The sequence below is a fragment of the Aliikangiella marina genome, from assembly GCF_007004765.1.
In the GTDB taxonomy this organism is placed as follows: domain Bacteria; phylum Pseudomonadota; class Gammaproteobacteria; order Enterobacterales; family Kangiellaceae; genus Aliikangiella; species Aliikangiella marina.
The window spans coordinates 442,591-466,161 of record NZ_VIKR01000002.1 but is presented as its reverse complement, the minus strand read 5'-3'; the positions used below and the strand labels follow the sequence as shown (position 1 = coordinate 466,161).

Genomic DNA, 23,571 nt, shown 5'->3' with positions numbered 1-23,571 from the left:
GCAGAATTTAAGGAAATGCAATGAACGAAAAAATAATCAACTTTGAAGTGATGGAAACTCAAGGTGTTCCGGTTAAATCCTGGACTAAAGGCGTAGTTTTCGAAGACAAAGCCAAAGCTCAATTAAGAAATATTGCGGGCTTACCTTTTATTCATAAATGGGTTGCGGCGATGCCAGACGTTCATTTAGGTAAAGGGGCAACAATCGGTAGCGTTGTACCAACCGTGGGCGCAGTCATTCCTGCGGCGGTTGGCGTGGATATTGGATGCGGCATGATGGCGGCTAAAACAAGCCTAAAAGCGGCTCAATTACCCGATAACTTAGCGCCAATGCGAAGTGCGATTGAAGCTGCAGTGCCACACGGAAGATCTCCGAGAGCTCGACGTGGACGTGACAAAGGATCTTGGAATGATATTCCAAAGGATGTCGCGACTGCGTGGCTGAACCTTAAGGATAACTTTAATGTGTTGTGTGATAAACATGCGGTATTAAAGAATACCAACAACATCGCGCATCTTGGTACGCTCGGCACAGGTAATCACTTTATTGAAGTTTGTCTCGACGAAAATGACCAAGTTTGGATCATGCTTCATAGCGGATCTCGCGGAGTCGGGAATCGCATCGGTACTCACTTTATCGAAATGGCGAAAAAAGATATGCAGAAGTGGCATATCAACTTGCCTGATAAAGATTTGGCTTATCTAGCGGAGGGGACCGATCACTTTAACGATTACGTCGAAGCGGTTGAATGGGCGCAAGGATTCGCTCGTTTAAATAGAGAAGTGATGATGAATCGAGTAATCGGCGCCGTTAAGTCGGTAATGAATATCGATTTCGATGCAAAGGTAGAAGCGGTGAATTGTCACCATAACTATATTTCGCGGGAACATCATTTTGGAAAAGATGTGCTAGTTACTCGAAAAGGAGCGGTGAGAGCCAGGGAAGGTGAAATGGGGATCATTCCCGGAAGTATGGGGGCACGATCTTTCATTGTGAGAGGACTAGGAAATGCCGATAGTTTTTGTAGTTGTAGTCATGGTGCAGGACGCGTTATGTCAAGAACACAGGCGAAAAAGTTGGTTTCTATGGATGAACATCTACAAGCAACAGAAGGGGTTGAATGTAGAAAAGACAAGGATGTTATCGATGAAACGCCTTCAGCTTACAAAGACATCGATAAAGTGATGGCAGCGCAAAGTGATTTAGTCGAGGTGGTTTATACCTTGAAACAAGTTGTTTGTGTGAAAGGATAAAACAAGTGCTAGATGCTAAGCGCTAAAAAAGGAAAAACCCCTCCTCCATTGGAGGGGAAATTGACGAAAATGAAAAAAGAATTTTTAACAATTAATGGCTCACAAGGTGAAGGTGGTGGTCAAATTCTCCGTACATCTTTGTCTTTGTCCATGTGTTTAGGTGTACCGATACGAATTGAAAACATTCGTGCAGGACGCCAAAAACCGGGGCTATTACGACAACACCTAACTTGTGTACGGGCTGCACAAGAAATTTGTGATGCTACGGTTGAGGGAGATGAACTGCGGTCAAACACTGTCGAGTTCATTCCAAGAAAAGTGAAACAAGGTAACTATCGATTTTCGATAGGTACTGCAGGGAGTACGACTTTAGTTTTCCAAACGATATTACCGGCGTTGTTACTAGCGGATGATATTTCAGAAGTACAACTTGAAGGTGGAACGCATAACCAATCAGCACCGAGTTATGAATTTATAAAAGATTGCTTTTTAAAGTCAGTCGAAATGTTAGGTGTTAATGTTGAACATGAACTGCATAGATATGGTTTTTATCCTAACGGCGGTGGTAACTGGCAAGCAAAAATACACCCGGCAAAAATAGGTGAGCGATTAAAACTATTGGAAAGAGGTGAACCAGTGGCAAGGAGTGCCACAACTTTTACTGCGAAAATACCGCAACATGTGAGTCGCAGGGAATTGAATCAGGTAGTAAAGAAATTACGATGGAACTTGAACGATTTGCAAGCAATTGAAGTTGACTCATTCGGCCCTGGTAACATTGTCTCACTGCAAGCCGCATATGCGAACAGCATTGAACAATGTGAATCAGTGGCGCAGTGGAATGTACGAGCAGAAAAAGTCGCCGACAAAGCCATAAAACAGCTGCAACGGTTCGTTAATTCCAAAGCGGTTGTTGGTGAATATTTAGCGGATCAACTTTTATTACCAATGGTTTTGTTGACTGGTGGAAGCTTTGTGACATACGAACTTAGCCAACATGTAAGAACCAATATTGATGTAATTAATCAGTTTGTTAGCTCAGCAATAACCATTGAAGAAATTGATGAATGCACTAATAAAATTATAGTAAAGGGCCTGAACTTGGCATCTCGATGAGACAGATAGTCAGGCCAAAATAGGAAGAATGTGATGCACGGAAATTATAGAGTTAAATTTAATCGTCGTGCGCTCGTGATAACTGTGAACCATTTTGGTTCCATTAAAGGGAGGCTATCACGGGAAACAAAAGAGTTTAGAACAAGGTAACTAACTTAGCGGTTCTGGCTATTGTTTGTAAGATAACAAGCCAGTCTGGCACAGCAGGTATACCGACCTGTGTACCAAGTGAACTTATCAGTCTGAACGCCCCTTTGGATAATGTAGCTCAATCGGGTAGAGCAACTGACTCATAATCAGTGGGTTGTCGGTTCGATTCCGACCATAATCACCAATCCGACTGTAAATCGGACGCCCTTTTAAGGCGTGTTTAGGTAAAGCCGAGAGGCTGGGGTTCGACTCCCCTGTTATAAATCCCAGGGCTTCTGGTAAACAAAAATTTATTACTATCGATTCCTTGAGAAAAGATAAAAATAAATGAGTCGTTTGCCCGTTATTAACGACCATGGTTTATGGGTCGGATAATTGCGAGAAGACCAACAAGACTTTGTTTTCAATAAAAGGCATTGCACTATTAGCCAACGATTAAAAACTCTGTCCGCTGTTAGTCAGCTCCCTTTTATCCTAAATAAATAATGCCAATTTTTAGCAGGGAGCCCACCAATAATTGCTCATGGAGAGCATAAAGCAGTTCCTAAAAGGAGAGTTCAATGTTAGGACTAAAGAAAATTAATGTAGCGGACAACGAACGAGTATTGATGTTTCGTCAAAACCGCTTAGAACAGGTATTACAGCCAGGCGAGCATAAACTGTTCGACTGGAAGGGCGAGCTAGCGTTTACTCATTATGATATTACTAAACCTGAGCTTACCCATCACTTAGGAAGGTTCTTGATTACAGCTTACCAGGAGTTATTAGGTGATGAAGTGGTCAGCTTTGATTTAAAAGACAGCCAAATTGGTTTAGTTTACTTTGATGGTAAATTGGTTAATATCTTAGCGCCAAACAGCTTTCGTATGTACTGGAGTAAAGCAGTTAACATTGAAGTTAAAGTATTAGATATTTCTGAGAACTACACGGTACCAAAAGCGTTGCTAGCACAGCTAGTTCGCAATAAAGGGACTGTTATTTACCAGGTCGGGTTAAATTCTGTGTACTACATTGAAGTGCCCGATAACCACGTTGGTTTGCTGAAAGTTAACGGTAAACTTGAAAAACTATTAAAGCCTGGTAACTACGGTTACTGGCGTTTTAATCGCAATATTGAAGTTAACCGTCTCGATTGTCGCTTGCAGAATTTGGAAGTTAGCGGTCAAGAAATCTTGACTAAAGACCGAGTAAGCTTGCGAATCAATTTGTCAGCTAGCTACCGCATTATCGATACCGAGAAAGTGGCGACTCTATTAAAGAACCATTCTGAATTCTTGTATCGGGAGTTTCAACTTGCGCTTCGAGAGGTGGTTGGCACTCGTAGTTTAGATGCAATTTTGGAAGACAAAGATATCGTCAACCAAGTTGTTGAAAAGCAGATTAAGGCCAAAGCACAAGCGTATGGTTTAGAAGTAGTCGACGTTGGGGTAAAAGATATTATCTTGCCCGGTGATATGAAGAGTATTTTAAATCAGGTTGTCGAAGCACAAAAAGCGGCAGAAGCAAACTTGATTAAACGCAAAGAGGAAACTCAAGCGACCCGATCTTTGCATAATACCGCAAAAGTAATGGAAGGCAACCCAACTCTAATGCGGCTAAAGGAATTAGAAGTATTAGAACGAGTTACTGGAAAAATTGATCATATGACCGTTTATGGTGGATTGGAAGGAATCATGAAAGATATGGTTAAGTTAACTGGTGATTTGCCAAAATAAGATTTGTATTCCCTCATTTGGGGGAATACATCATTAATGCCCCGGTCAATAAAATGGATAATATTGATGGTATATTTTAAAGAACTATTACTAGATAAACTCGCACTAAATGACTGGGAGTTAATTAAAACTGATGACAACACAGATTGGTGGCTCGAGTCTTACTGGAAGCTAAGATCAGTTAGACAGAATTATGGGCTAGAAATTTATGTTCTTTTTCTTGTTGAACCAGATTATTTCGGAGAAGAGAAAGAAAAAGCAGTTTGGTCGATTGGCGCTTCAGATAGAGTCCCTTTAACTAAACCAAACAATGAAGGTTTTATTAATACTTTTTTTATTAAAGGAAAGTTAAAAGAAATTATTTGTGACTTTATGAATAAATTGCACAAATATCGAAACAATGAACTGTAATTGTTATTTTAAGAACTTTAAGTAGTAAAGTTTTATTGAACAAAATTATTTTTAATTTATAATAGCTACAAAATTAGATGAATACTTTTTTCAGCACGAGCATTAACGAGAGAATCAATGTTACAACAAATTAAACCAACACAAGAAATGAAAGCAGGCATCAAGCCCGCCAGCATTTTTGTGCCAGGTGATTTTTGGTTTGTTGATTGTTTGACAAATAATGACGTGCTCAGTCTATCCAGTAGTTATCAACTTGAATTAATAGCAGGGCGTCATCAGTCACTATTAGTTTAACCCGCTTCCTTATTTGGAAGCGTCGGCTTCCGGATAAGATGAAAATTCATTTATAGTTTTCTTCAGCCGCAAGCCTAAAAACTTGCGGCTTTTTTGTTTTTATCTAAGCCGTTTATAAGCAAGTCACCATTGTGGTAGCCATAGCTCAATAGGTAGAGTCCCGGATTGTGATTCCGGATGGTATCGGTTCGAAGCCGATTGGTTACCCCAATGATGATTTTTTACAGGCCCAGGTGGCGGAATTGGCATACGCTGCAGGTTTAGACCCTGTTTATTGAGAGTTCGAGTCTCTCCCTGGGCACCAAATAAATTTTAGGAAAGGCAGCCAATTGGCGGTGGCCGCGGTTTTGAAAACCGTTAGGAGGTTAACAGACTCGTGTGGGTTCGACTCCACTACTCTCCGCCAAATTTTTAGCTAACACAAACAGGAGAATTAGTTGGCAATAAGTAGATTAATAAAACGGTAATTTATTTTGAAATTGAATGGGTCTGTTTCAAAAAAATATTTTGAATTCATGTTTAGAGGTGAAGGATATAACTCACCCTAAAAACAGCATAACCCACTGTTTTAATTGAATATATTTCAAATCAACTGTTGACTCGTTATATTTTTACATGTTTAATACACAACATAATTTAGAGGGCGAAAGTCCTTATTGGTTTGACTTTTATAGAACTATTTAACAATGAAATATTTAAATCATCTTTCAACAATTTATTCAGCCATAAGTTGGCCAGCGATAAAACCAATGTGTCAGCCTGGCGGTCAGGAACGCATTGGTTTATTTGGGAGTGATAAAAACTAACTAGCTTCGAAGATTTTTCGAGGCTGAAAAAATGTCTCGAAATTTAAAAATAAAAAATATTTTTAAACCCGGTTGAGACATTTTCTTAACCGGGTTTTTTTATGCTTTTTTGGCGACGTTCTTTAACAATTTGGTTTTCGTAAAGTGACGAGCAGTCAACATGATGCTCGTATATTTTGAATGGGAGATGTGAGTCTTGGGAACTCAGTCCGACTGTAAATCGGATGCCACGTGCTTGCTTGGTTCGAATCCAAGGTCTCCCACCAAGCAGGACTGGTGTATTGATTGCATTTCTGGCTTCCATCCAGAAGGATCGAGTTTGAGTCTCGAGTTCTGCTCCATTTTTTTGCGGGTTGGTGTAGTGGTCAACATAACTGGCTCATATCCAGTAGCTCAACAGTTCGAATCTGTTACCCGCAACCAATTTTATCTCGGTGTAGCTCAGTCTGGTCAGAGTCCTCCATTTGGAGTGGAGATGTCGTGCCGGGGTCGCGCACGACTTCAAATCTTACTGCCGAGAGCATTTTTTACGGAGTTTAGTGTAGTCTGGCAACACCCAAGGTTTGGGACCTTGTATCACTGGTTCAAGTCCAGTAACTCCGACCAATTTTAGGTTCCATAGTGTAGTGGCAAACATTAATCACTGTCTATGATTAGCGCCGGGTTCGATTCCCGGTGGCACCGCCAAAATTTTATACCCTCGTAGCTCAAATGGATGAGCACAGGTTTACGAAGCCTGGAAATGTGAGTTCGAATCTTACCGAGGGTGCCTTTAATTAGAATGGGGAGTTAGTTTAATGGAAGAACATTGGATTCCAATCCCAACTGCGGAGGTTCGATTCCTTCACTCCCTGCCAATTAACAATCAACTGGGGAAGTAGCTCAATGGGAGAGCGCTTGTTTTGCAAACAAGTAAGTGTGAGTTCGAATCTCATCTTCTCCACCAAATTTGATCCTATCGTCTAGTGGTTTAGGACACTTGGCTTTCTACCAAGTTATTGGAGTTCGAATCTCCATAGGATCGCCAATTTAGGGGAGCATAGCTCAGCGGAAGAGCGACTGCCTGTTAAGCAGTTGGTCGAAGGTTCAATTCCTTCTGTTCCCTCCAACATTAATTCACGCGCCGGTGATGGAACTGGCATACATACCGGGTTTAAGCCTCGGGTTCTGAGCTGGGGTCGCACACGACTTCGAATCTCTCTCGGCGCACCACATTACGATGATGAAATTTAATCGAGGTTTCATCCTACAGACCCGTCAAGGTGAAAGTCCTTACTCGATTATACCCCAGATAGCTCAATCGGCAGAGGCAGATTTTTTGCTCCTGCAAAATCTACACTTCCTACATCCATGTAGGTCGCACACGCCTGATAAGCGTGAGGTAGCAGGATCGTAACCCGCTCTGGGGACCAAATAAAAGCACTTTAGCTCAATTGGTAGAACCATTGTCTTACATACAATAGGTCATCCGTTCGACTCGGATAAGTGCTACCAAGTTTAGGGTCGCTAGCTCAATAGCGAAGCAGCATCCGGCTTTTAACCGGAAGGTTCCGAGTTCGAATCTCGGGCGGCCCACCAAACATTCCATCATTGTCTTCCGAGGTGCAATGAAACAGGTATGACGGTGTGAGTCCGTACTCGGTGGAGAAAAAAAGTCGTTGAACAAATTATCTTGTTCAACGACTTTTAATTTTGAATTTTATGTCTTTGTAGCTGAGGTGGATTAACGCGAGTTTGAAGATCTCGAGACGTTGGTTTGACGAACAGCGTCGGAACGCTGCCGAACATCTGAGGAACGACGATGGCACGAAGTGTGAAGGCCAAGGAAGGCCTGAATATTCCAACCAAAGACACCAATTTTAATTTATACCCTCGTAGCTCAGATGGAAGAGCTCTAGTCTTCGAAACTAGGATGGGTAGGTTCGAGTCCTACCGAGGGTGCCAGTTTTTGTGGCATGACACAGACAGTTGCCGTAAGGCAATCAAAGATGAGAATCCAACAACTCATCGCCAGTGTTTTCTTCGGAAAGCAAGGGTCATTTCATGCAAGCTGAAGCTCAAAATAATTCGACCAGTCGGATTAACTTATCAAGCTTTGCTGGAAAAGTAATTACCTGGGTAACACTAGGGTAATTATTGTCGCCTTGCACGCGACTACCGGATGCAAACAAAGGGAAGTAAGTGAGCTAAAGAGTAGAAATAAGGTGAAAAGTTAGCAGCTAATTGCTTTATTTCAATGTTATAGGAGCTGGCAAGTACGGTTTCTTGAAACATTGTCGAAAAGTACCTTTCGCGAGGGAAACGACATTAGGAGCGTAGCATTTTGTTATCCAAAAGATAATAAAACTACATGAGGTGCGCTTCTTGGTTGGTTTGTTTTTAATGATTATTGGAAATCAATAGACAGAAAATCTATCTAAAAAAACGCAAAGACGCCTCAGGCAGTTAAAAGTAAATGACGAAAATTCCTGACACGCTAGTGAATCAGGAGCGGATAGATCCCGCAAGGTGAAATCTGGTTTGTATAAGTTTGCACGGTGTGGTTAGCGCCACTTTATTGCCCGCAAGGTAAACGGTAAAACGAATGCAGAAACATTAACTGCAACATGAGAAAAGCCACTCATCAACAAAGGCCGTCATGTAAAAGTGCGACTTGGGCGACAACTTTGTCGACAGGGAGCGGAGTAGAGAAGAACGTTTAGGTTTAGCAATTTAGACGGTAATGTCTCAAAAGCTTTTACGCAAATGGTGTAACTCTCAACCATTCTTTTATTTCCCTTTTGAAGTAGCTCCGTAGTGTAACCGAAAACACATGAGACTTTGACTCTCGTATTGCTAGTTTGAGTCTAGCCGGAGCTTCCAAACTTGAATTCGCTTGACGATATTTATCCCGGCTATTGGGATTAAACGGATAAGGTACATGGATGTTTCTTTGTTTGGGCGAATTTTGGTTAATCCTCATAAGGGCCGATGGCAGAGAGATTAATGCAATAGGCTGCAACCCTATTACAGGTCGGTTCAATTCCGACTCGGCCCTCCAAATTTTCAATTTTTGTATAAATAATTATTGAAACCTATTTTAATGTCACGGGTATTTAATATAGACTGCTTATAAGATTCTTAAAAGAAAACGCACAAGATACGACTTATTATCGTTCAAGATCACTTACGCATTACGAAAACCAAATTGTTGAAACGCTTTTAACGATGAGGAGAGTTACGATGCAAGCACAAATCTTGCGTTTAAATAAGGCTGGGCAAGCAATCGAATGGATTGATGTCGAACAAGCTGCCTGTCTTTATGCTAAAGGCCAAATTGTTTGGACTTACGGCGAAAATACCGTGCGATTGCATGGTGGACATTCTCGTTTAACTGGCAAACAGTCGGTGTTGGATGTTGCTTCTGTGATTGCTGTCGAGGGTATCATTCATGCTCACGACTCTCGCACTCCCAAACTGTCAAACTTATCGCTGTTCCAACGAGACGGCTACTTGTGTATGTATTGTGGAAAAACTTTTGGTCACTCACACTTGACTCGTGACCATGTTATTCCAAGGGCACGAGGAGGAAAAGACAACTGGGTAAATTGCGTCGCAGCATGTAAAGCGTGCAATAATCACAAAGGCTGTCGCACTCCTGAAGAAGCAGGAATGAAGCTGTTAGCCATTCCGTTCCGACCCAACAAGTTTGAATATTTGGCGCTTGCCAATAGAAATATTCTTGCTGACCAAATGGAATTCCTAACCAAAGGCTTCTCCAAGAACATGCGGCGACTTAGTTACGGCTAGTCGCCGCACACATTATTCATTGAATCGAATAATGCAACTTAATCAGTTTAAGAATAAGAATGAAAATTACCTTTCTCGGAACGTCCTCAGGAACACCTTCCAAAACACGAAATGTCAGCGGTATCGCTATCGCAACAGAATCCAAAAAAGATTGGATACTGATCGATTGTGGTGAAGGAACGCAGCACCAAATTCAGCACACTAAGCTTTCCTTAAAAAAATTATCAACCATTTGTATTACTCATATTCATGGTGACCACTGTTACGGTTTACCAGGATTACTCGCTAGCGCAGCGATGTCAGGAAAGGATACTCCGCTTGAACTTGTCGCACCAAAACCGATTCAATCTTTTATAGAATCGGTCATTAAAACAACTGACTTACATTTAGGTTTTAAAATCAACTTTCATGATGTCACTAAAGTAGAGAAACTATTAATAAGCAATGAGATTGAAATCAGAACTGTAGCACTATCGCATCGTGTACCAAGTTATGCTTATATTTTTGAGCAAACCAGCTTTAAATATAAATTAGACCTGAAAAAGCTTGAACAAAAGCAAATCCCCAGAGGACCCAGTTGGGGAAAGATTCAAAGCGGCCAGGATATCGTTCTTGCGTCAGGAGAAACTTGCCTTGCAGATGATTTCCTAATCGTGGAGGAAACATCCAAAAAAATCATCGTATGTGGCGATAATGATGATCCGAGGCTTTTAAACATTGAGGCAAGTGATGCCGACTTAGTTATTCATGAGGCAACCTACACCAAAGAAATCGCTGAAAAAGTCGGAACAGGTCCGCAGCATAGCGATGCCGAGAGAGTTGCGTGCTTCGCACAGAGCATTGGACTACCTAATTTAGTGTTGACACATTTTAGCCCAAGGTATCATGACGAAATAGGCCGACCTGGTTCCATTTTAGATATCGAGAATGAAGCGAGGCTTCATTATGATGGCAATCTCTACCTTGCAAAAGATTTTGATATTTTTGGTTTCGACAAAAATAACCGATTGATTTTAGAAGACGACAATGATTAATACAGAAATAGAACAAGAAATTCAAAAGCGAATTACTCGAGCAGAAGAGGAGCATCAAGTAAAAGTAATCTATGCGGTAGAGTCAGGAAGCCGGGCATGGGGATTTGCATCGCCTAATAGTGATTACGATGTGCGCTTTATTTATGTCCATCCAAAAGATTGGTATGTAGCGGTCGATCTCGAAGACAAACGAGATGTCATTGAATATCCAATAGTCGATGAGATTGATATATCCGGATGGGATCTACGCAAGGCACTCAGACTTTACAAAAAGTCCAATCCTTCTTTTGTCGAATGGTTGCAGTCACCGATCATCTATCGAGAAGTTGGTAGCTTTGCTAGGCAAGCTCGGCGACTCCTAGAAAGCGCATATTCTTTAGAGAAAGGTATTTATCACTACCGAAGTATGGCTAAAACTAATTATCGCGGTTACCTGCGTAAAGAAATCGTTCCACTAAAAAAATACTTTTATGTGTTGCGTCCTCTCTTATCGATCCTTTGGCTAGAAAGCGTTCGGCAACCTGCTCCCATAGAGTTCTCTAAATTGAGAACAATGGTTGAGAATGATGTTCATCTTGATGATGCTATCAGCCATTTGCTTGAACGAAAAAAAGTCGCCTTGGAAAAAGAAATGGCTCCCGCTATCCCTATTATTAATGACTTTATAGTCTCGGAGCTCGAAAGGTTGGAGCACTTTAGTGAACCGAGTTCATCGCTTGTGAGTGGATACGAACCTTTAAATAACCTGTTCCACCAGGTACTCAATGAAAATCAATAACACTATCGATTTACTTAACAATCAACATCGAGACACTTAGTTCAGCTTCAATCCAATTAACTCGGCAAATTCAAACTTAGCTGACTTAAGTTCAGGTGAGAGGTCGAGATTGTTGAGCAATCCTTTTAACAGCGTTTTATTGAGTGACTCTTCGAGCAGCGCATCCTTTATCATGGTGATAGTTTCTTGAAGCATTTGTTGATTTTCTTTTGTGGTGATGGTCTCTTCACAGAGTCTGGCAATCTCATCCATCGACTCTTCAATCGCGACCAGCTTATCGTCTTTTAGTTTTTCCAAAAAAGCTTCGCGAATTTGAATATTTTCTTCTTTGAATAAGGGTTTCGTTTTTGCTTTTACAACACCTGCAACAATAAAGTCAGTGACATGAACAATGTAATCCGCGAGCTCCTCACTATCGAAGGTTAAATTATCCAATACAATACTCGTGTCAAACTCTTGCATAATTCCGCCGACAGAAATAACCACGTCACTCAGCCACGGCAAGAGCTGCTCCCCGTAAATTGAAAGCAGAGTAGCTTCTTGCACTTTTTGCAGTTTATATCGGTACTCTCTCGCATAATTAAAAAAAGCTTCATTCAATTCAACGCCGGACTCGCTCAACATCATTTGATTAAACTGAAGGTTTTCGGTCACTTCATTGTGAAAAGTAAGGATGTGTCGCCGATATTTTTCTCTAGGCGACAAAGACGAGTCGGAGTCAATTGCTTTGATTTGTTGCCAGACTTTGTCCTCAAGCATCCGAAATATTGATAATAAAATCGACTCTTTCGACTTAAAGTAAAGATAGACCGCGCCCTTGGAGATGCCAGCTTCCGTCGCTATTGATTGAATGCTGGTCGATTTATACCCCTGTTCCAAAAAAAGCTGCTTAGCGCTATTTAGAATCTTAACTCGCTTACTTTGTGATTTATTCATTATTTTCAATAAGTTACTAACTCGATTGTTCTATTGACCTATTCTAACAAATAATCGTTTACAAAAACAAAGACCGATTATTTATTTTTATATTGACCGTACGGTCATTTTTATTCTAACCTATATATGCGTTTTTATGTCACGGTTAATCTAATGGATAAATTTAAGCGACTCTTAAAAATAATCAACTACGCCAACCCCGGTAAAGGACTATTAACCGCTATAGGGCTGTTATCGGTTCTCGGCGCTACCAGCAGTTTATTATTTCCTGTCATGACGCAAAAACTTATTGATTTGGCCTCAAATAGTGGCCAACTGCCGACCGAGTGGATTGGCATTTTAATTGCCGTATTACTTGGTGGGTCAGTCGCTTCGGGTTATAACTTCTTCTTAGTGGGTAAAGTTGGTAACCGAATGCTAGTTAACATTCGGGCCAAAATCTTGGCGAAAGCGATCTACCTCCCAGTCCCCTATTTTGATAATACCCCCTCAGCAGAACCCGCTAGCCGGGCTGTAAACGATACCGAAATTATCAATGGTGTGGTTTCACAACACTTTGAGCCATTCATTTCAGGACTAATAACTTTAGTGGCGAGCTTAGTCATCCTTTGGATACTCGATTGGCAGCTAACAGCGGTCCTGTTTGCTACCTTGATGATCGCGTTCTTAATCACCGTGCCTATCGCCGCAAAACTTACCCAACTATCAAAGTCGGTCCAAAAAGAAGAAGCTAATTTTCTCAGTTTTATCACTGAACGCTTCGCCCAAATTCGCTTGATCAAGGCTTATAACGCCGAGCAAGAAACGCTCGCTAAGAGCCAGCAAACGCTCACAAATTTATATGATTTAGGACTGAAAGAAGTTCGCATCGGCGCAATCATGGCACCGATTGCCGGGATGACCATCATATCAACATTAATTATTATTCTGGTCTTTGGTGCGACACGTGTTAGCCAAGGTGAAATCACGATTGGTACCCTCATCGCATTTATTTTATATTTGTTTAATATTGTATTTCCTCTAATTCAATTTACTTACTTTTTCGCTGAACTGAACAAAGCAGCAGGGGCTGCAGAACGAGTAGAGGAACTGTTGGAAGAAACCTCTGAACAGTCAACAAATAAAGGGGAGCTATGTTTTAAACCTGGCGATATTACTTTGCAGAATGTTCACTTCAATTTCGAGCCCAAAGTCCCCCTTTTTAAACGCCTCAACATGGTCTTTCCAAAGAATAAAAAAATCGCCTTAGTCGGTGCCTCGGGGGCAGGTAAATCGACCATTTTTAATCTTTTACTTAGATTCTATCAACCAGGGTCCGGCAATATTAAAATTGGTGACCATAGTATCTTTGAGTTTTCTCTCGAGGACTGGCGCAAGCATGTTGCGTTGATAGCACAGGATACTCCCCTTCTTTCAGGCTCAATAAAGGACAATCTAACTTTAGGTCTCCGACAAGAAATCTCGCAACGGGACCTTGAGAAGGTTATTGATGCTGCCGAATTAACTGAGTTTATTAAGACTATTCCCAACGGACTTGAGGCCCCCGTTGGCGAGAAAGGTGTAAAGCTCTCCGGAGGTCAAAAACAGCGTATCGCGATCGCTAGAGCAATGCTGCAAGACTCACCAGTACTGCTGTGCGATGAAGCAACCTCCAACCTCGACGCCACTACAGAACATAAACTCCAGCAAGCGATGAATAATCTTGCAGTCAATCGTACAACGATTGTATCTGCACATCGCTTGTCAACGGTTATCGACGCAGATCTTATCTATGTATTAAAAGGCGGGAATGTCATAGCCGAAGGCACTCATGAAGGACTCATGAAAAATAGCGACTATTACCAGGAATTGGTCAAGCACCAATTCAGTGCATTAAAAACAAATAACGAAAATCCTCAACAATTAGAAGCGCTGGTCACACCCTAAAAATTACTTTTTGTTTAAAAAGTTCTTTATTAGGAAGGACTTAAGAATTTCAATGTTGAATCTCTTTTGCAACGGTTAATTTTGACTATACTTTTAGTTAAGTTAACCGTCGGGATTCAACCATGAAAAATTTAGTTTTGCTCGCCGCTATTTTTCCATTGAGCGCCGCTGCAATAGACAATAAAAAGACGATTTGTAAACTAGGCGACGATGAGCGGATTATTTCAGTTGTTTATCCACAAAAGACGATTGTCCCTTGCGAAGTTCAATATACCAAAAATGGGACGATGGAGGTTTTATGGCGTGCTCAAGCGGAAACCGGATTTTGCGAAGAAAAAGCGGCAGTGTTTATAGAAAAACAAAAAAGTTGGGGCTGGACCTGTGAACATTCAAATCCGGTTGAATCACGTGAGCCGCCCAAGAATGAATTAGAGCAAGAAACCATATCAATGATCGCCGATTAAGATGCCCTTAAATTTAAAGCCGTCAAAATTTCTTGTAGCTCGTCTTCTGAGTAACAAACTTGAATGCTGATATCAATATTCTGAAATATTGGTAGCAATAAGTCAGTCATTTCTTTATGCTTTTCGGTGAAAGCGCAAAACAATGTCAGTTTATGACCAAATCGCTTCCATTTCTCTATCGCGCAAATCACTGCCTTGTAAGATGAGTAACTGAATACAACATCTTCTACCTCCTCCATTCGAATAACCTCGACATATTGAGGTGGACTGGGATGGTCACGCATGAACATTTCTTCGTATTCAATAACGTCATCAAAACTGATCGTCCCAGAGGGTTGCATCACAATTAAACCGGTTCGATCGTTGTAGGTATACTCAATTCCCATCAGTTACAGCCTTTTTTAGAGCCTCGCACGGCTTTGAATCATTAAGAAATTAACGGCAAAGCGTCGGCGAGCCTTACTCTTAATTGGTGCTAGGTTGCGAAATATATCAACTCCTCACAACAAGCGATAGTTGATAAGCTCGGGGGATTAAGTATTTATCGAGAATCTATTTTTAATGGCTATATAAATCTTAGACAAGCTGTGACGGTGAAATAAAATTCAGTGAAGTAAAGCAAGGTAACGGCGGGCTATTACCAGAATTTGAGCATACACGCATAAACCAGTAAACTAATGAGGTTACAACAACTTCTAATCTCAATTGCATTAACTCAATAACCAACAAAAAGAAAGGGACGTTTCAAGCTATGCAATATGTTTTTGGGCAATTCACACTGGATTTGCAATCCAGAAGGCTGATGCGTGATAACCAGGTCATCAGTGACGACCAGAAAGTAATCGAACTACTGAGACTACTCTGCGAAGCCTATCCTCAAGCAGCAGATAAGCACAGACTTATAAAAAAACTGTGGCCCGAGCAAGTTGTTAGCGATTGGTCCCTTTCACGTTTGATTTCCGATACACGGCAAATACTCGGCGATACCGGAAAAGCGCAAGGCCTTATTCAAACGATTCGCGGTAAGGGGTTTCGCTTAAATGAAGTGGTCACTGGCAGTGAGTCAATCGACACGTCCCCTTCAACCACTCAACCAGCTAGTGACCCACAGCCATCTCAACAACCTGTAACGACTAGCAAAAGACTCTTTATTGGTTTGGGTATTGTCGCCTTGCTTGCGCTAGGAATTGGCGTATCCCTGATACCTGGTAATCCCCCACCACAAAAGGATTTGACGACTCAAAAAGTTCAGGAAAATATAAGAGTTGCGGTGCTACCTGTCTATCTAGAAGGAACCCAGGCTATCGATGACTGGGTAAAAATAGGCGTCATGTCTTTAGCTTCCGAGCAGCTTGATAAATATTCGAGTATTTCTAGCATTCCGGTAGCAACAGTGATCGGTCAACTTGGTAACTTGATGACAGAAACAACGCCACCGCCTTTGGACAACACGTTTTATCAAGAGACTTGTGAAAAACTCGGTTGTACTCACGTGATCGCCATCCAATATCGCCTAGAAAATAAAAAACCGATTCTCGGCTACCAAGTTTTATCAAGTTCGGGGATTTCTAAGATTTCTGAGTTTATGGAAGCAGATGTGATTGATACCGCTGATATGATGTTAGACCATTTGGCATCTGACCTACTGCCCAATGAGACCACCCGGCTGAGTTTACAAGATACCTACTCAGCCAATAAAAAAGCCAACCGAGATTATGCCATCGGCGTTCATGAATTATTTAGTGGTGATTTAAAATCTGCAAAACAGTATCTTGAAATCGCTATTGAAAAAGTCCCCGATTTTTTCTGGGCAAAAGCCTACTTAGCGGAAGTCGACTATCGAGGTGGTCAACTTGAAGCCGCCCTGAACCAAATCAATGAGCTAAAACGACCAAACTTGGAACCGACTCGGGCCTACTTCTTAGAACACTTGTTATCGAATGTTTTATACAGCCAAGGCAAACTATCAGAATCAATGGACGTTACTCGTCAGCTAATTGATAGCGGTATTGTTAATGATAATCCTCTCGGGTTGGCCAAAGAACTGATGAATATGGGCACCAGTTTACAAGCCATCGGCAAACTGGATGAGGCTGAGTCATATCTCATAAAAAGCTTACAAAATTACCAGAAAGCACAGTTTGGTGAAGGCGAAGGTAAAGCAATTTTTAATCTAGCCAACGTCTATCTAACCAAGGATCAAAAAGATAAAGCCATCGATTATTATCAGCAAGCAAGAGAAATTTTTAAAAAATATCAAATGAATGGCTACGCCCTCATGGCTAAACACCAAATCGCTACCACAAGCTTATCTTCTGGACGCTATCAGTACGCCGAAAATGAACTCCGTTTATTACTCGATGAATATCGAAAAATTGGCGACGAAGAAGGCGAATTAATCGCTTATTACGATCTCGCCGTTGTCAGCTTGGAAAAACAAGATTTTGTTGAGGGCGCCAATCGTATTGAGCTTCTACTTAAAAGACTCGAGCAAACTAGTTACGACTATCTTAAACAACAGTCCTATCGCACAGCTGTGAAAATAGCCTTAATGCTAGGTGACAATGAAAAAGCCAAGGCACTGTTCGCCAAAGTGGATGGTGAGTGGGTTGACTCCAGAGCGGCTTATGCGCTTATTCCTGCACACTTAATTTTAAATCGAGGCGAATTTAAGCAAGCGCTCGATAAAGCTAACGAAATAAAACAAAAGTTAGCAAATAATTGGACAGATGCCCATGAGGAAGTCTTAATTCAAATTGAAGAAGCGGTAAAACAAAATAAAATTATCCCATTGAACTATTAAACTGTCGGACAATTTAAGCGTAAATTATATCTTGTAAGCATTTGATTTACCTCGCTTTCAAGTTATTTCAAGTTCCATCAAGTTAATTTCAAGCAGGTTTATTCTCGATTAGATATCTTGTAATTCGAGCTATTTCGAATAAATTATTGAGTCGAGGAACCCAATGCAATTATCAAAATCAAAGTTTAAAAGTTTTGTTTCCAGCTGCGTTTTTGCCCTATTGATCAACCCTCCTCATACAGATGCACAACCTAAAGATCAGGCAAAAACCTTTTATACTTGCGAACCAGGCTTTCGTTTCGAATCAGGCCCCCGCTCAGCACGTTGTGTGAAGCCTAAAAAAGAAATCTATCGGCCTACTTTACCCTGTACCGTATATCCGGGCGTTTCTAAGCATTCTCAACTAAAAATAGATGCCTTGCGTAATAGCGATCTGTGTTTGAAAGATAAAAACAGTCAGTTATCCCAAACCAACACAAAGACTTTGTTACCTAAATGTCCGAATGGATACGAACTTTATATAAAGCGAGGTAAGGATTCTTGTAGAAAAACCATGCCGGGAGAAATAAAACCACCCGTCATAAAAAAAGCTAAATAACCCATGTATAAAGTCTGCTCGATGCCTCAACTTATGACTAATGCTAAGTCGCATCATGCTTTGCTTAATATCTTTATCGATGGGATAAGGTTTTGTTGTCGCAGAAGTGTTTAGCGGCTTTTTCGGGGAGTAGTCTTGGGTAAGTTCAACCTGAGTATCGACGACCCAACGTTACAAGCTCTATCGCGAGCTGTTAGTTGCTTACAAGAAGCGATTTTTATTTTAACCTGGGTTTGCATTCTTGGATCAATGTTAATCGTAATACTGTTCGTATTTCGATTAATTTTCACAACTTGTCGCTTACCTGAAATACTATTCATTTCCGGCTCTCGCCACAAATTAGGAATATTATTAACTGATTTGTCTAGTACTAAAACTCGATAACTATCAGCGGTATTGGTTGCTTGCCAATTCAAGGTAACCCGTCTTGTTCTTAAGTTTTGTCCGTTTCGAAGGTTGTTGATCGATACGGATTTCGGTAAAACCAAAAAGGTTGTAACTGCTGACCAATCTCCACAAACACGGTTACCTGTTCGAGCGCAGTTTCTGACCTTGTAGCGTATTTTTTCGCCGGATAAAGATTCGGGTAAGCTTAATCCGACGGGACTATAGGCATTGTTTGGCCAATCTTTTTCAATGTTTAAAAAACAATGTTCACTACTCAATCTCATAAAACAAAAGCGAGCATAATCACCATCTCTGTTGCGAACTTTAAAAAATGTAGTGCTAGGTGAGGCTGGTGCCGACTTAGTACTGTTATCGTTTAAACTCGGGGAAACTGTGATCGGCGTACTTGGTAATCGAGTAATGTGACCGCAACTAGGTTTTAAACTGTCTAGATACCAGCCATATTTAATCGTAATGTTATCGATCACATCACCGCTCGAAGTTTTACAAAATGCCTGCCTAGCTGTACCTTTTCGAGAGTTTAAAATCGAAATAACTTGCGCATTGCGCTCCTTCCATCCGAGTGAGTTGTAATGGTCAGAATAGTATAATTCTGCACAAGTAATTTTAAGGCCGGTAACAATACCGTTAGTCACATCTCCAGTTATTCCTGTAATCCATTTGTCTTGTTGACAACTGACTGCTCGTTTATTACTTGAGGGATTAGGATTAGTTGTTCTACTAAACTGTGACCAGTTGCTACCACCACTCCATTTCATATTGCCATCATAGTGTTGGCATTTCATACGAAGCGTCTCAATCTTTTGTGAGAAAGTCACTTCTAAGCCAACAGCTAACCTATCTGATGCACAGCGGATACTACTAGTCGCCACGCCACCATTTCCGCCAATCTTAACCGCAGCTACTGGAGAACAATAGAGTAAAAGAAATACAGTATTAATTACAACTAAACATTGAGTGGTAACAATTTTCATAGCCAAGCACAAAACCTAGGATGCAACCAGAATTAAAAATCAGAAATTAAATATCAAAGGCATCTTGCCAACGACCATTAACCGGACCAATTAAGACAATCTCTTTAATCATGGCTTTCGCTGCGGTATTAGAACCTTTCGGCTTAACCACTTTGACTACCGTTGAAATCTCATTTGTATTGGCTTTGTACTTCTTTAACCAGCGGTAGCTTCCATTTAATTTTATCTCCTTAATTCGCCACCCTCTTTTCAGTTTTCTTTTGGCAAAAATATGAAAGTTTGCAAAAAGTTCTTGCTTGCCATACTTAGCGTTATAAGAGTTGTGAACCAATAAGTTAACTCCACCCAGCACCTGAGAGCCGTTTGGTTTATAACCAATGACTTTGTTGCCTCTTTTAAAGTAATTGAAGGAACGAGTATCTTGTCCATCAAGCGAGCCTGTTGCGCCTTGCGGATAAAATCGAAAACCATTCTTCTTGGCTTCAGACCAAGCCATAATACCGTTTACCTTGAATTCTTTGTTTCTGACCGTCACATTACCTTTCTTATCGAAGGCAGACACCTGTGCTGAGAACAATAATGAGGTTGCCGCTAAAAAGTAAATTACTTTAAAAATGTTCTTATTCACTGAATTACTCCTGTATCGTCAATTTTCTAATGGGGCTGTTTGAAACAACGACCCCCTGTTTATTTAAACCAATAACCCGCCACAATATCGTTCCAGTTAATTTCCTCTTAAACTTTTCGCCAGGCTGATAATTATTTTCCTGAGGTTTAATCATTGCCGTTCCAATTAATCGTTTTTCACCAATGACTTCATAAAGTTCGAGACGATACATGGAGATAGTGGCAACACCTTCAGCCGGGAACCAACTAAACTTAATTTTTTCTTTACTAAGAGATTGCTCGTTTTGTGGGGTAATCAGAGTAATGTTTCGCTCTGTGCTCACTACTTCCACGACAGGGCTATGACCAACAAAATACTTTAGCGTTGGCATTGAAAAACCCGCTGAACCGCCGGTACTAACAATGCCACCTAACGTATCAGTATTGCCCTCTTTATCATTGGAGGCTTCTACTCGAAATAAAATTTGATACAAGCCGGCTTCATTAGTTGGCAATAATCTTGGATCGGGACCTGGTATAAGTGCTGTCCCATTCGGTGGTAAAAATTTCTGAAATCGAGAGACTAATCGATATCGTTTTTGCAAGGGTCGATCTTCAATTGACAAGCTACCTTCAGACAAAAGGTCAAAAGTTGTCGGCGGGGTTTCTCCGGGCATGACCACTTCCCAACGTCCTTTTAGCAAACCCGTACCGTTATAGCGAATGCTCGCCGAAAATTTTTCTAAGAGGGTATTTTGCTCTACTTGAGTAATCGACTTTCTAAAACTTGCTTGATCAAAATCAAGATCAACACGAGTCAGCGACAAAGGCGTTCTCGCACCACCACCTGCTAAGCGACAGGTAACCGTAACAAAGGTATTGATACCATTATTAACAAACTGACGAATGTAATAGAATTCTGAAGAAGCACCTCTTTGTGCCTCCTGATAGGCTCGTCTCACGACAGCTTCAGGAATACTCATCACATCATTCATGTTACGTGTCATACTACCCGGCGTACCCGGAGTACCGCCAGGTAAATCAGTCCCAGCACCCGGAACAAAACCACTCTCACCTTGAATACGAGCTAAGTTATAACGGTCTGGTAAATAACCCAGTAATGTTCCGCTGACACAAGGATTGTTTCCGATAACTACGCCTGTAGCGGTTACATCGCCACACCAAAAGGCATTGACGGGTTGCTCGTTTGCCTCGAGATTTTGGAAAGTAATAACCACTGTCGTTGGACCATTAGTATTGACATTCACACCCGTTGGATGGCGCCCCGTAACGGCAAGAACATGACAACTTAACCAACAAAAGACTAATACTAAAATATTCACGATTGTTTTCATTTTTCATTTCCTACTGAAAACTTAAATTAAATCCAAGCAATGCAACTGTATTACCAAACCGGCTCATCTGATCAAAGACTCGGTCGATTGATTCAGAATCGTTATAGGTTACTCTGAAGCTCAAGCTACCTTCCGCAGGTAACCACCATTCACCTCTCGCTAAACGCTTAACCACACCGAAGTCTGCGGTGGTTGATGTGTTTTCTGACTCTTCCAGTGAATCTTCGTCTTTGCTAACCCCATAATTGGCATTGATTGAAAGCCCTGATTGTGATTGCCAGTTGTAGGATAAATTGAATGAATTTGAATACTGGATTTTATTAAGCTCTTTATCTAGCTGACGATTACGGCCAATCGAAAAACTCCACTGAGTTGCTTCACTTTGGGTATAGTTGAAGGTTAGTGCATGTTGAAGGTTTGAAAAATCTGCGGTGTCCCGACCGATTTGCCGGTTATCCTGATCTGAATAATTGGACTGCAAAGCTAACGAGTGTTGCTCAATTTGCCAACTAGTCGATAAACTATGAGACTTAGTAAACTGATCGGGTAAGTGACTGTTGTCATTAAACCCACTGAGTGCTTCATCCGGTGCGTTGATAGCAAATTGATGAACCGATTGAAAGGCATAGTCGATGTTGGGTAACCATGGACTATTAGCTTCCTCGTCATCTCCTTGCAGGATTTGCATTAGTGGGAAACTAGCATTAAAGACATCTGATTCCGTCCGCGTCGTTAGAATAGTGACAATGTTATCTAAGTTATCTTGGGAGCTTTGGCTACTGAAAGCGCCTGAAACATCGCCCAATTGGTACTGGCCACCCAGCTGTTTAGTTTCGACATTCGCTTGTATATAAGCCGTTAGCGTTTGATAAAATGGTTCTGCTTTGTAATGCGAACCAGACAAAGTTAATCCAGCGATTGATCCCCATGGTAGCTGCCAATCATCAAACAATTGATAAGAAAATATAAAATTGTGAGCAATTGCCTCTTCGGTTTCAAGCTCAACTAAATCATCACCAAAATCTAAACTATCGTCGTCAGGATTAGTATATTGGCTCAAAGCGATAGTGAGTTCGGCACTGAGCTTACCTTGTGCGTCATTGGTGATAACTTTAAACCCAACCCCTCTATTTTCCTCTGCACTGGAAATTTCACCAAGACCAAAGTCGGATGCTGATGACTTGACCGCTTCCATAATAAAGCCCTCAACACGCAATGATATTCGAGCGTCGGTCAAAGCATTGACACCAAATCCCAAAGCATTCACGTACTCTTTTTGATAATCAGACAAGCCGGTAAAGTTATCGATACCCGTCAAATCAACGCCGCTGAGCATCGCTCCCGAAAAACTTAATGACGATTCATTTTCATATGACCAGCTCACCCCACGACGAGACAAACTATCAATGAGCAACGGATTACTACCATAGCTTGTGTGCCCTAGGGATAACTGATGATTACCAAGACTGACATCCACTTGGTAATCCGTTAAATCAATCTTATCGGCATTGTTCGCTTTACTCGCAAACTGGACCGCTTCTTCTTGTTCTGTCGTCGCAAAAAAATTGAATGATGAGCTCACTGCTAGCTGGTCATTTTCATGATGCGAAGTAATTCCAAAGTTGGCGTTCGCCTGAGTGAACCGCGGATCTTCTGACGGAGGAGAATCACCTAACTCTGACTCATCAAGCTGCGAATTGACGTTTAGTTCTAATCTCGGTGTCCAACTTGCTTGTTTAAACCCACTTGGTGAAAGGATATTCAAACTCGCTTCACCAACAAAAATTATCGAATCGGTTGATTTGAAGCTAATCTGTAAAAGATGTTCACCATGGGGAAGTGGCGTCCTGCCTAAATATTGCAACTGACCATTTTTATAAATGAACATTGAAGAAACATCATGATCACCTAACATCACTTCAAACTGTGGTGTGATTTTAAAATTTTCTTGTTGCGTGTTTTCTAAATCATCTTGAACATCAAGCATAATCGTAAACGCGCGATTGTGTTCAATCCATTCAGGTATTTCATTTCCTAAATCATCAACAATGCGATTTAGCTGGTAGGTCGAGTTCGCTTTAATCGCTTGAGAAGCAATCCCGAGAATCGATACCAGTGCGCAACAAAACGGTAATTTATTAAAGGTCTTATTCAC

At 41.1% G+C, this 23,571-nt stretch carries 18 protein-coding genes and 20 tRNA genes; 32 read left to right on the top strand and 6 right to left on the bottom strand.

Annotation, left to right across the window (positions count from 1 at the left end; genetic code table 11):
• The first annotated feature begins 20 nt into the window (after nucleotides 1-20).
• The 28 genes from FLL45_RS08405 (at nucleotide 21) to FLL45_RS08295 (ending at nucleotide 11,346) form a co-directional block, all read left to right on the top strand.
• Complete coding sequence (locus FLL45_RS08405; RefSeq protein WP_142941572.1) at nucleotides 21-1,253, top strand: RtcB family protein; 1,233 nt, start codon at nucleotides 21-23, stop codon at nucleotides 1,251-1,253.
• 69 nt (nucleotides 1,254-1,322) lie between these two features.
• Complete coding sequence (rtcA, locus tag FLL45_RS08400) at nucleotides 1,323-2,369, top strand: RNA 3'-terminal phosphate cyclase (RefSeq protein WP_142941571.1); 1,047 nt, start codon at nucleotides 1,323-1,325, stop codon at nucleotides 2,367-2,369.
• A gap of 257 nt (nucleotides 2,370-2,626) precedes the next feature.
• Nucleotides 2,627-2,703, top strand: a tRNA-Met gene (locus FLL45_RS08395).
• A 376-nt stretch (nucleotides 2,704-3,079) separates the two neighbouring features.
• Nucleotides 3,080-4,234 carry a slipin family protein gene (locus FLL45_RS08390; protein ID WP_142941570.1) on the top strand — a complete coding sequence of 385 codons (1,155 nt, stop codon included), beginning with the start codon at nucleotides 3,080-3,082 and terminating at the stop codon, nucleotides 4,232-4,234.
• A gap of 66 nt (nucleotides 4,235-4,300) precedes the next feature.
• Entirely contained in the window at nucleotides 4,301-4,645 is a 345-nt protein-coding gene (locus FLL45_RS08385) for a hypothetical protein (RefSeq protein WP_142941569.1), read from the top strand.
• A 117-nt stretch (nucleotides 4,646-4,762) separates the two neighbouring features.
• Nucleotides 4,763-4,939: a hypothetical protein gene (locus FLL45_RS22760; RefSeq protein ID WP_185964383.1), complete on the top strand. Its 177-nt coding sequence runs from the start codon at nucleotides 4,763-4,765 to the stop codon at nucleotides 4,937-4,939.
• A 134-nt stretch (nucleotides 4,940-5,073) separates the two neighbouring features.
• Nucleotides 5,074-5,149 (top strand) — tRNA-His (locus FLL45_RS08380).
• Nucleotides 5,150-5,166: 17 nt separating this feature from the next.
• Nucleotides 5,167-5,243 (top strand) — tRNA-Leu (locus FLL45_RS08375).
• Nucleotides 5,244-5,927: 684 nt separating this feature from the next.
• Nucleotides 5,928-6,011: transfer RNA gene (locus FLL45_RS22755), tRNA-Tyr, on the top strand.
• An 81-nt stretch (nucleotides 6,012-6,092) separates the two neighbouring features.
• Nucleotides 6,093-6,168: transfer RNA gene (locus FLL45_RS08370), tRNA-Ile, on the top strand.
• A gap of 7 nt (nucleotides 6,169-6,175) precedes the next feature.
• Nucleotides 6,176-6,265: transfer RNA gene (locus FLL45_RS22750), tRNA-Pro, on the top strand.
• Between the two features lie 10 nt (nucleotides 6,266-6,275).
• Nucleotides 6,276-6,351: transfer RNA gene (locus tag FLL45_RS08365), tRNA-Pro, on the top strand.
• A 6-nt stretch (nucleotides 6,352-6,357) separates the two neighbouring features.
• Nucleotides 6,358-6,432: transfer RNA gene (locus FLL45_RS08360), tRNA-Asp, on the top strand.
• A 9-nt stretch (nucleotides 6,433-6,441) separates the two neighbouring features.
• Nucleotides 6,442-6,514 (top strand) — tRNA-Arg (locus FLL45_RS08355).
• Nucleotides 6,515-6,528: 14 nt separating this feature from the next.
• Nucleotides 6,529-6,602: transfer RNA gene (locus FLL45_RS08350), tRNA-Trp, on the top strand.
• A 14-nt stretch (nucleotides 6,603-6,616) separates the two neighbouring features.
• Nucleotides 6,617-6,691, top strand: a tRNA-Ala gene (locus FLL45_RS08345).
• Nucleotides 6,692-6,696: 5 nt separating this feature from the next.
• A tRNA-Glu gene (locus tag FLL45_RS08340) sits at nucleotides 6,697-6,772 on the top strand.
• Between the two features lie 6 nt (nucleotides 6,773-6,778).
• Nucleotides 6,779-6,853, top strand: a tRNA-Asn gene (locus FLL45_RS08335).
• A gap of 12 nt (nucleotides 6,854-6,865) precedes the next feature.
• Nucleotides 6,866-6,957 (top strand) — tRNA-Leu (locus FLL45_RS22745).
• Between the two features lie 73 nt (nucleotides 6,958-7,030).
• Nucleotides 7,031-7,157, top strand: a tRNA-Ile gene (locus FLL45_RS22740).
• A 6-nt stretch (nucleotides 7,158-7,163) separates the two neighbouring features.
• Nucleotides 7,164-7,239, top strand: a tRNA-Val gene (locus tag FLL45_RS08330).
• A 6-nt stretch (nucleotides 7,240-7,245) separates the two neighbouring features.
• Nucleotides 7,246-7,323: transfer RNA gene (locus FLL45_RS08325), tRNA-Lys, on the top strand.
• Between the two features lie 290 nt (nucleotides 7,324-7,613).
• Nucleotides 7,614-7,689 (top strand) — tRNA-Arg (locus FLL45_RS08320).
• Between the two features lie 843 nt (nucleotides 7,690-8,532).
• Nucleotides 8,533-8,607 (top strand) — tRNA-Gln (locus FLL45_RS08315).
• Between the two features lie 102 nt (nucleotides 8,608-8,709).
• Nucleotides 8,710-8,785, top strand: a tRNA-Cys gene (locus tag FLL45_RS08310).
• Between the two features lie 182 nt (nucleotides 8,786-8,967).
• A complete protein-coding gene (locus FLL45_RS08305; RefSeq protein ID WP_142941568.1) occupies nucleotides 8,968-9,534 on the top strand; it encodes an HNH endonuclease in 567 nt (188 codons plus the stop codon).
• 59 nt (nucleotides 9,535-9,593) lie between these two features.
• Complete coding sequence (locus FLL45_RS08300) at nucleotides 9,594-10,568, top strand: ribonuclease Z (protein ID WP_142941567.1); 975 nt, start codon at nucleotides 9,594-9,596, stop codon at nucleotides 10,566-10,568.
• Nucleotides 10,561-11,346, top strand: a complete 786-nt coding sequence (locus FLL45_RS08295) for a nucleotidyltransferase domain-containing protein (protein WP_142941566.1) — start codon at nucleotides 10,561-10,563, stop codon at nucleotides 11,344-11,346. The genes FLL45_RS08300 and FLL45_RS08295 overlap by 8 nt, the downstream gene beginning before the upstream one ends.
• Nucleotides 11,347-11,382: 36 nt before the next feature.
• Here the strand turns inward: FLL45_RS08295 and FLL45_RS08290 are convergent, their stop codons facing one another.
• Nucleotides 11,383-12,282 (bottom strand): TetR/AcrR family transcriptional regulator, encoded by a 900-nt coding sequence (locus FLL45_RS08290; RefSeq protein ID WP_142941565.1) that lies wholly within the window; start codon nucleotides 12,280-12,282, stop codon nucleotides 11,383-11,385.
• Nucleotides 12,283-12,435: 153 nt separating this feature from the next.
• Here FLL45_RS08290 and FLL45_RS08285 point away from each other — a divergent pair, with 153 nt between their 5' ends.
• Both FLL45_RS08285 and FLL45_RS08280 read left to right on the top strand, forming a co-directional pair.
• Nucleotides 12,436-14,208, top strand: a complete 1,773-nt coding sequence (locus FLL45_RS08285; protein WP_185964382.1) for an ABC transporter ATP-binding protein — start codon at nucleotides 12,436-12,438, stop codon at nucleotides 14,206-14,208.
• A gap of 122 nt (nucleotides 14,209-14,330) precedes the next feature.
• Nucleotides 14,331-14,672, top strand: coding sequence for a hypothetical protein (locus FLL45_RS08280; protein WP_185964381.1), 342 nt, complete (start codon nucleotides 14,331-14,333; stop codon nucleotides 14,670-14,672).
• Here the strand turns inward: FLL45_RS08280 and FLL45_RS08275 are convergent.
• Complete coding sequence (locus tag FLL45_RS08275) at nucleotides 14,669-15,058, bottom strand: hypothetical protein (RefSeq protein ID WP_142941563.1); 390 nt, start codon at nucleotides 15,056-15,058, stop codon at nucleotides 14,669-14,671. The genes FLL45_RS08280 and FLL45_RS08275 overlap by 4 nt on opposite strands.
• Before the next feature lie 416 nt (nucleotides 15,059-15,474).
• Here FLL45_RS08275 and FLL45_RS08270 point away from each other — a divergent pair, with 416 nt between their 5' ends.
• Entirely contained in the window at nucleotides 15,475-17,475 is a 2,001-nt protein-coding gene (locus FLL45_RS08270) for a tetratricopeptide repeat protein (protein ID WP_185964380.1), read from the top strand.
• Nucleotides 17,476-17,638: 163 nt separating this feature from the next.
• Nucleotides 17,639-18,073 carry a hypothetical protein gene (locus FLL45_RS08265; RefSeq protein WP_142941561.1) on the top strand — a complete coding sequence of 145 codons (435 nt, stop codon included), beginning with the start codon at nucleotides 17,639-17,641 and terminating at the stop codon, nucleotides 18,071-18,073.
• A 110-nt stretch (nucleotides 18,074-18,183) separates the two neighbouring features.
• On the opposite strand, the gene FLL45_RS08260 is transcribed toward FLL45_RS08265, so the two are convergent.
• Genes FLL45_RS08260 through FLL45_RS08245 form a run of 4 tightly spaced genes read right to left on the bottom strand, consistent with a single transcriptional unit; the run spans nucleotide 18,184 to nucleotide 23,571 of the window.
• Entirely contained in the window at nucleotides 18,184-19,455 is a 1,272-nt protein-coding gene (locus FLL45_RS08260) for a hypothetical protein (RefSeq protein ID WP_142941560.1), read from the bottom strand.
• A gap of 46 nt (nucleotides 19,456-19,501) precedes the next feature.
• Complete coding sequence (locus FLL45_RS08255; protein WP_142941559.1) at nucleotides 19,502-20,083, bottom strand: hypothetical protein; 582 nt, start codon at nucleotides 20,081-20,083, stop codon at nucleotides 19,502-19,504.
• A 4-nt stretch (nucleotides 20,084-20,087) separates the two neighbouring features.
• Entirely contained in the window at nucleotides 20,088-21,416 is a 1,329-nt protein-coding gene (locus FLL45_RS08250) for a hypothetical protein (RefSeq protein WP_142941558.1), read from the bottom strand.
• Between the two features lie 10 nt (nucleotides 21,417-21,426).
• Nucleotides 21,427-23,571, bottom strand: coding sequence for a hypothetical protein (locus FLL45_RS08245; protein ID WP_142941557.1), 2,145 nt, complete (start codon nucleotides 23,569-23,571; stop codon nucleotides 21,427-21,429).

What these genes read in the sequence shown, in the direction of transcription:
- FLL45_RS08300 (WP_142941567.1), top strand. Translation starts at nt 9,594, where the DNA reads ATGAAAATTACCTTTCTCGGAACGTCCTCAGGAACACCTTCCAAAACA.
- FLL45_RS08405 (WP_142941572.1), top strand. Translation starts at nt 21, where the DNA reads ATGAACGAAAAAATAATCAACTTTGAAGTGATGGAAACTCAAGGTGTT.
- FLL45_RS08285 (WP_185964382.1), top strand. Translation starts at nt 12,436, where the DNA reads ATGGATAAATTTAAGCGACTCTTAAAAATAATCAACTACGCCAACCCC.
- FLL45_RS08265 (WP_142941561.1), top strand. Translation starts at nt 17,639, where the DNA reads ATGCAATTATCAAAATCAAAGTTTAAAAGTTTTGTTTCCAGCTGCGTT.
- FLL45_RS08295 (WP_142941566.1), top strand. Translation starts at nt 10,561, where the DNA reads ATGATTAATACAGAAATAGAACAAGAAATTCAAAAGCGAATTACTCGA.
- FLL45_RS08305 (WP_142941568.1), top strand. Translation starts at nt 8,968, where the DNA reads ATGCAAGCACAAATCTTGCGTTTAAATAAGGCTGGGCAAGCAATCGAA.
- FLL45_RS08260 (WP_142941560.1), bottom strand. Translation starts at nt 19,455, where the DNA reads ATGAAAATTGTTACCACTCAATGTTTAGTTGTAATTAATACTGTATTT.
- FLL45_RS08250 (WP_142941558.1), bottom strand. Translation starts at nt 21,416, where the DNA reads ATGAAAACAATCGTGAATATTTTAGTATTAGTCTTTTGTTGGTTAAGT.
- FLL45_RS22760 (WP_185964383.1), top strand. Translation starts at nt 4,763, where the DNA reads ATGTTACAACAAATTAAACCAACACAAGAAATGAAAGCAGGCATCAAG.
- FLL45_RS08275 (WP_142941563.1), bottom strand. Translation starts at nt 15,058, where the DNA reads ATGGGAATTGAGTATACCTACAACGATCGAACCGGTTTAATTGTGATG.
- FLL45_RS08270 (WP_185964380.1), top strand. Translation starts at nt 15,475, where the DNA reads ATGCGTGATAACCAGGTCATCAGTGACGACCAGAAAGTAATCGAACTA.
- FLL45_RS08385 (WP_142941569.1), top strand. Translation starts at nt 4,301, where the DNA reads ATGGTATATTTTAAAGAACTATTACTAGATAAACTCGCACTAAATGAC.
- FLL45_RS08390 (WP_142941570.1), top strand. Translation starts at nt 3,080, where the DNA reads ATGTTAGGACTAAAGAAAATTAATGTAGCGGACAACGAACGAGTATTG.
- rtcA (WP_142941571.1), top strand. Translation starts at nt 1,323, where the DNA reads ATGAAAAAAGAATTTTTAACAATTAATGGCTCACAAGGTGAAGGTGGT.
- FLL45_RS08280 (WP_185964381.1), top strand. Translation starts at nt 14,331, where the DNA reads ATGAAAAATTTAGTTTTGCTCGCCGCTATTTTTCCATTGAGCGCCGCT.
- FLL45_RS08290 (WP_142941565.1), bottom strand. Translation starts at nt 12,282, where the DNA reads ATGAATAAATCACAAAGTAAGCGAGTTAAGATTCTAAATAGCGCTAAG.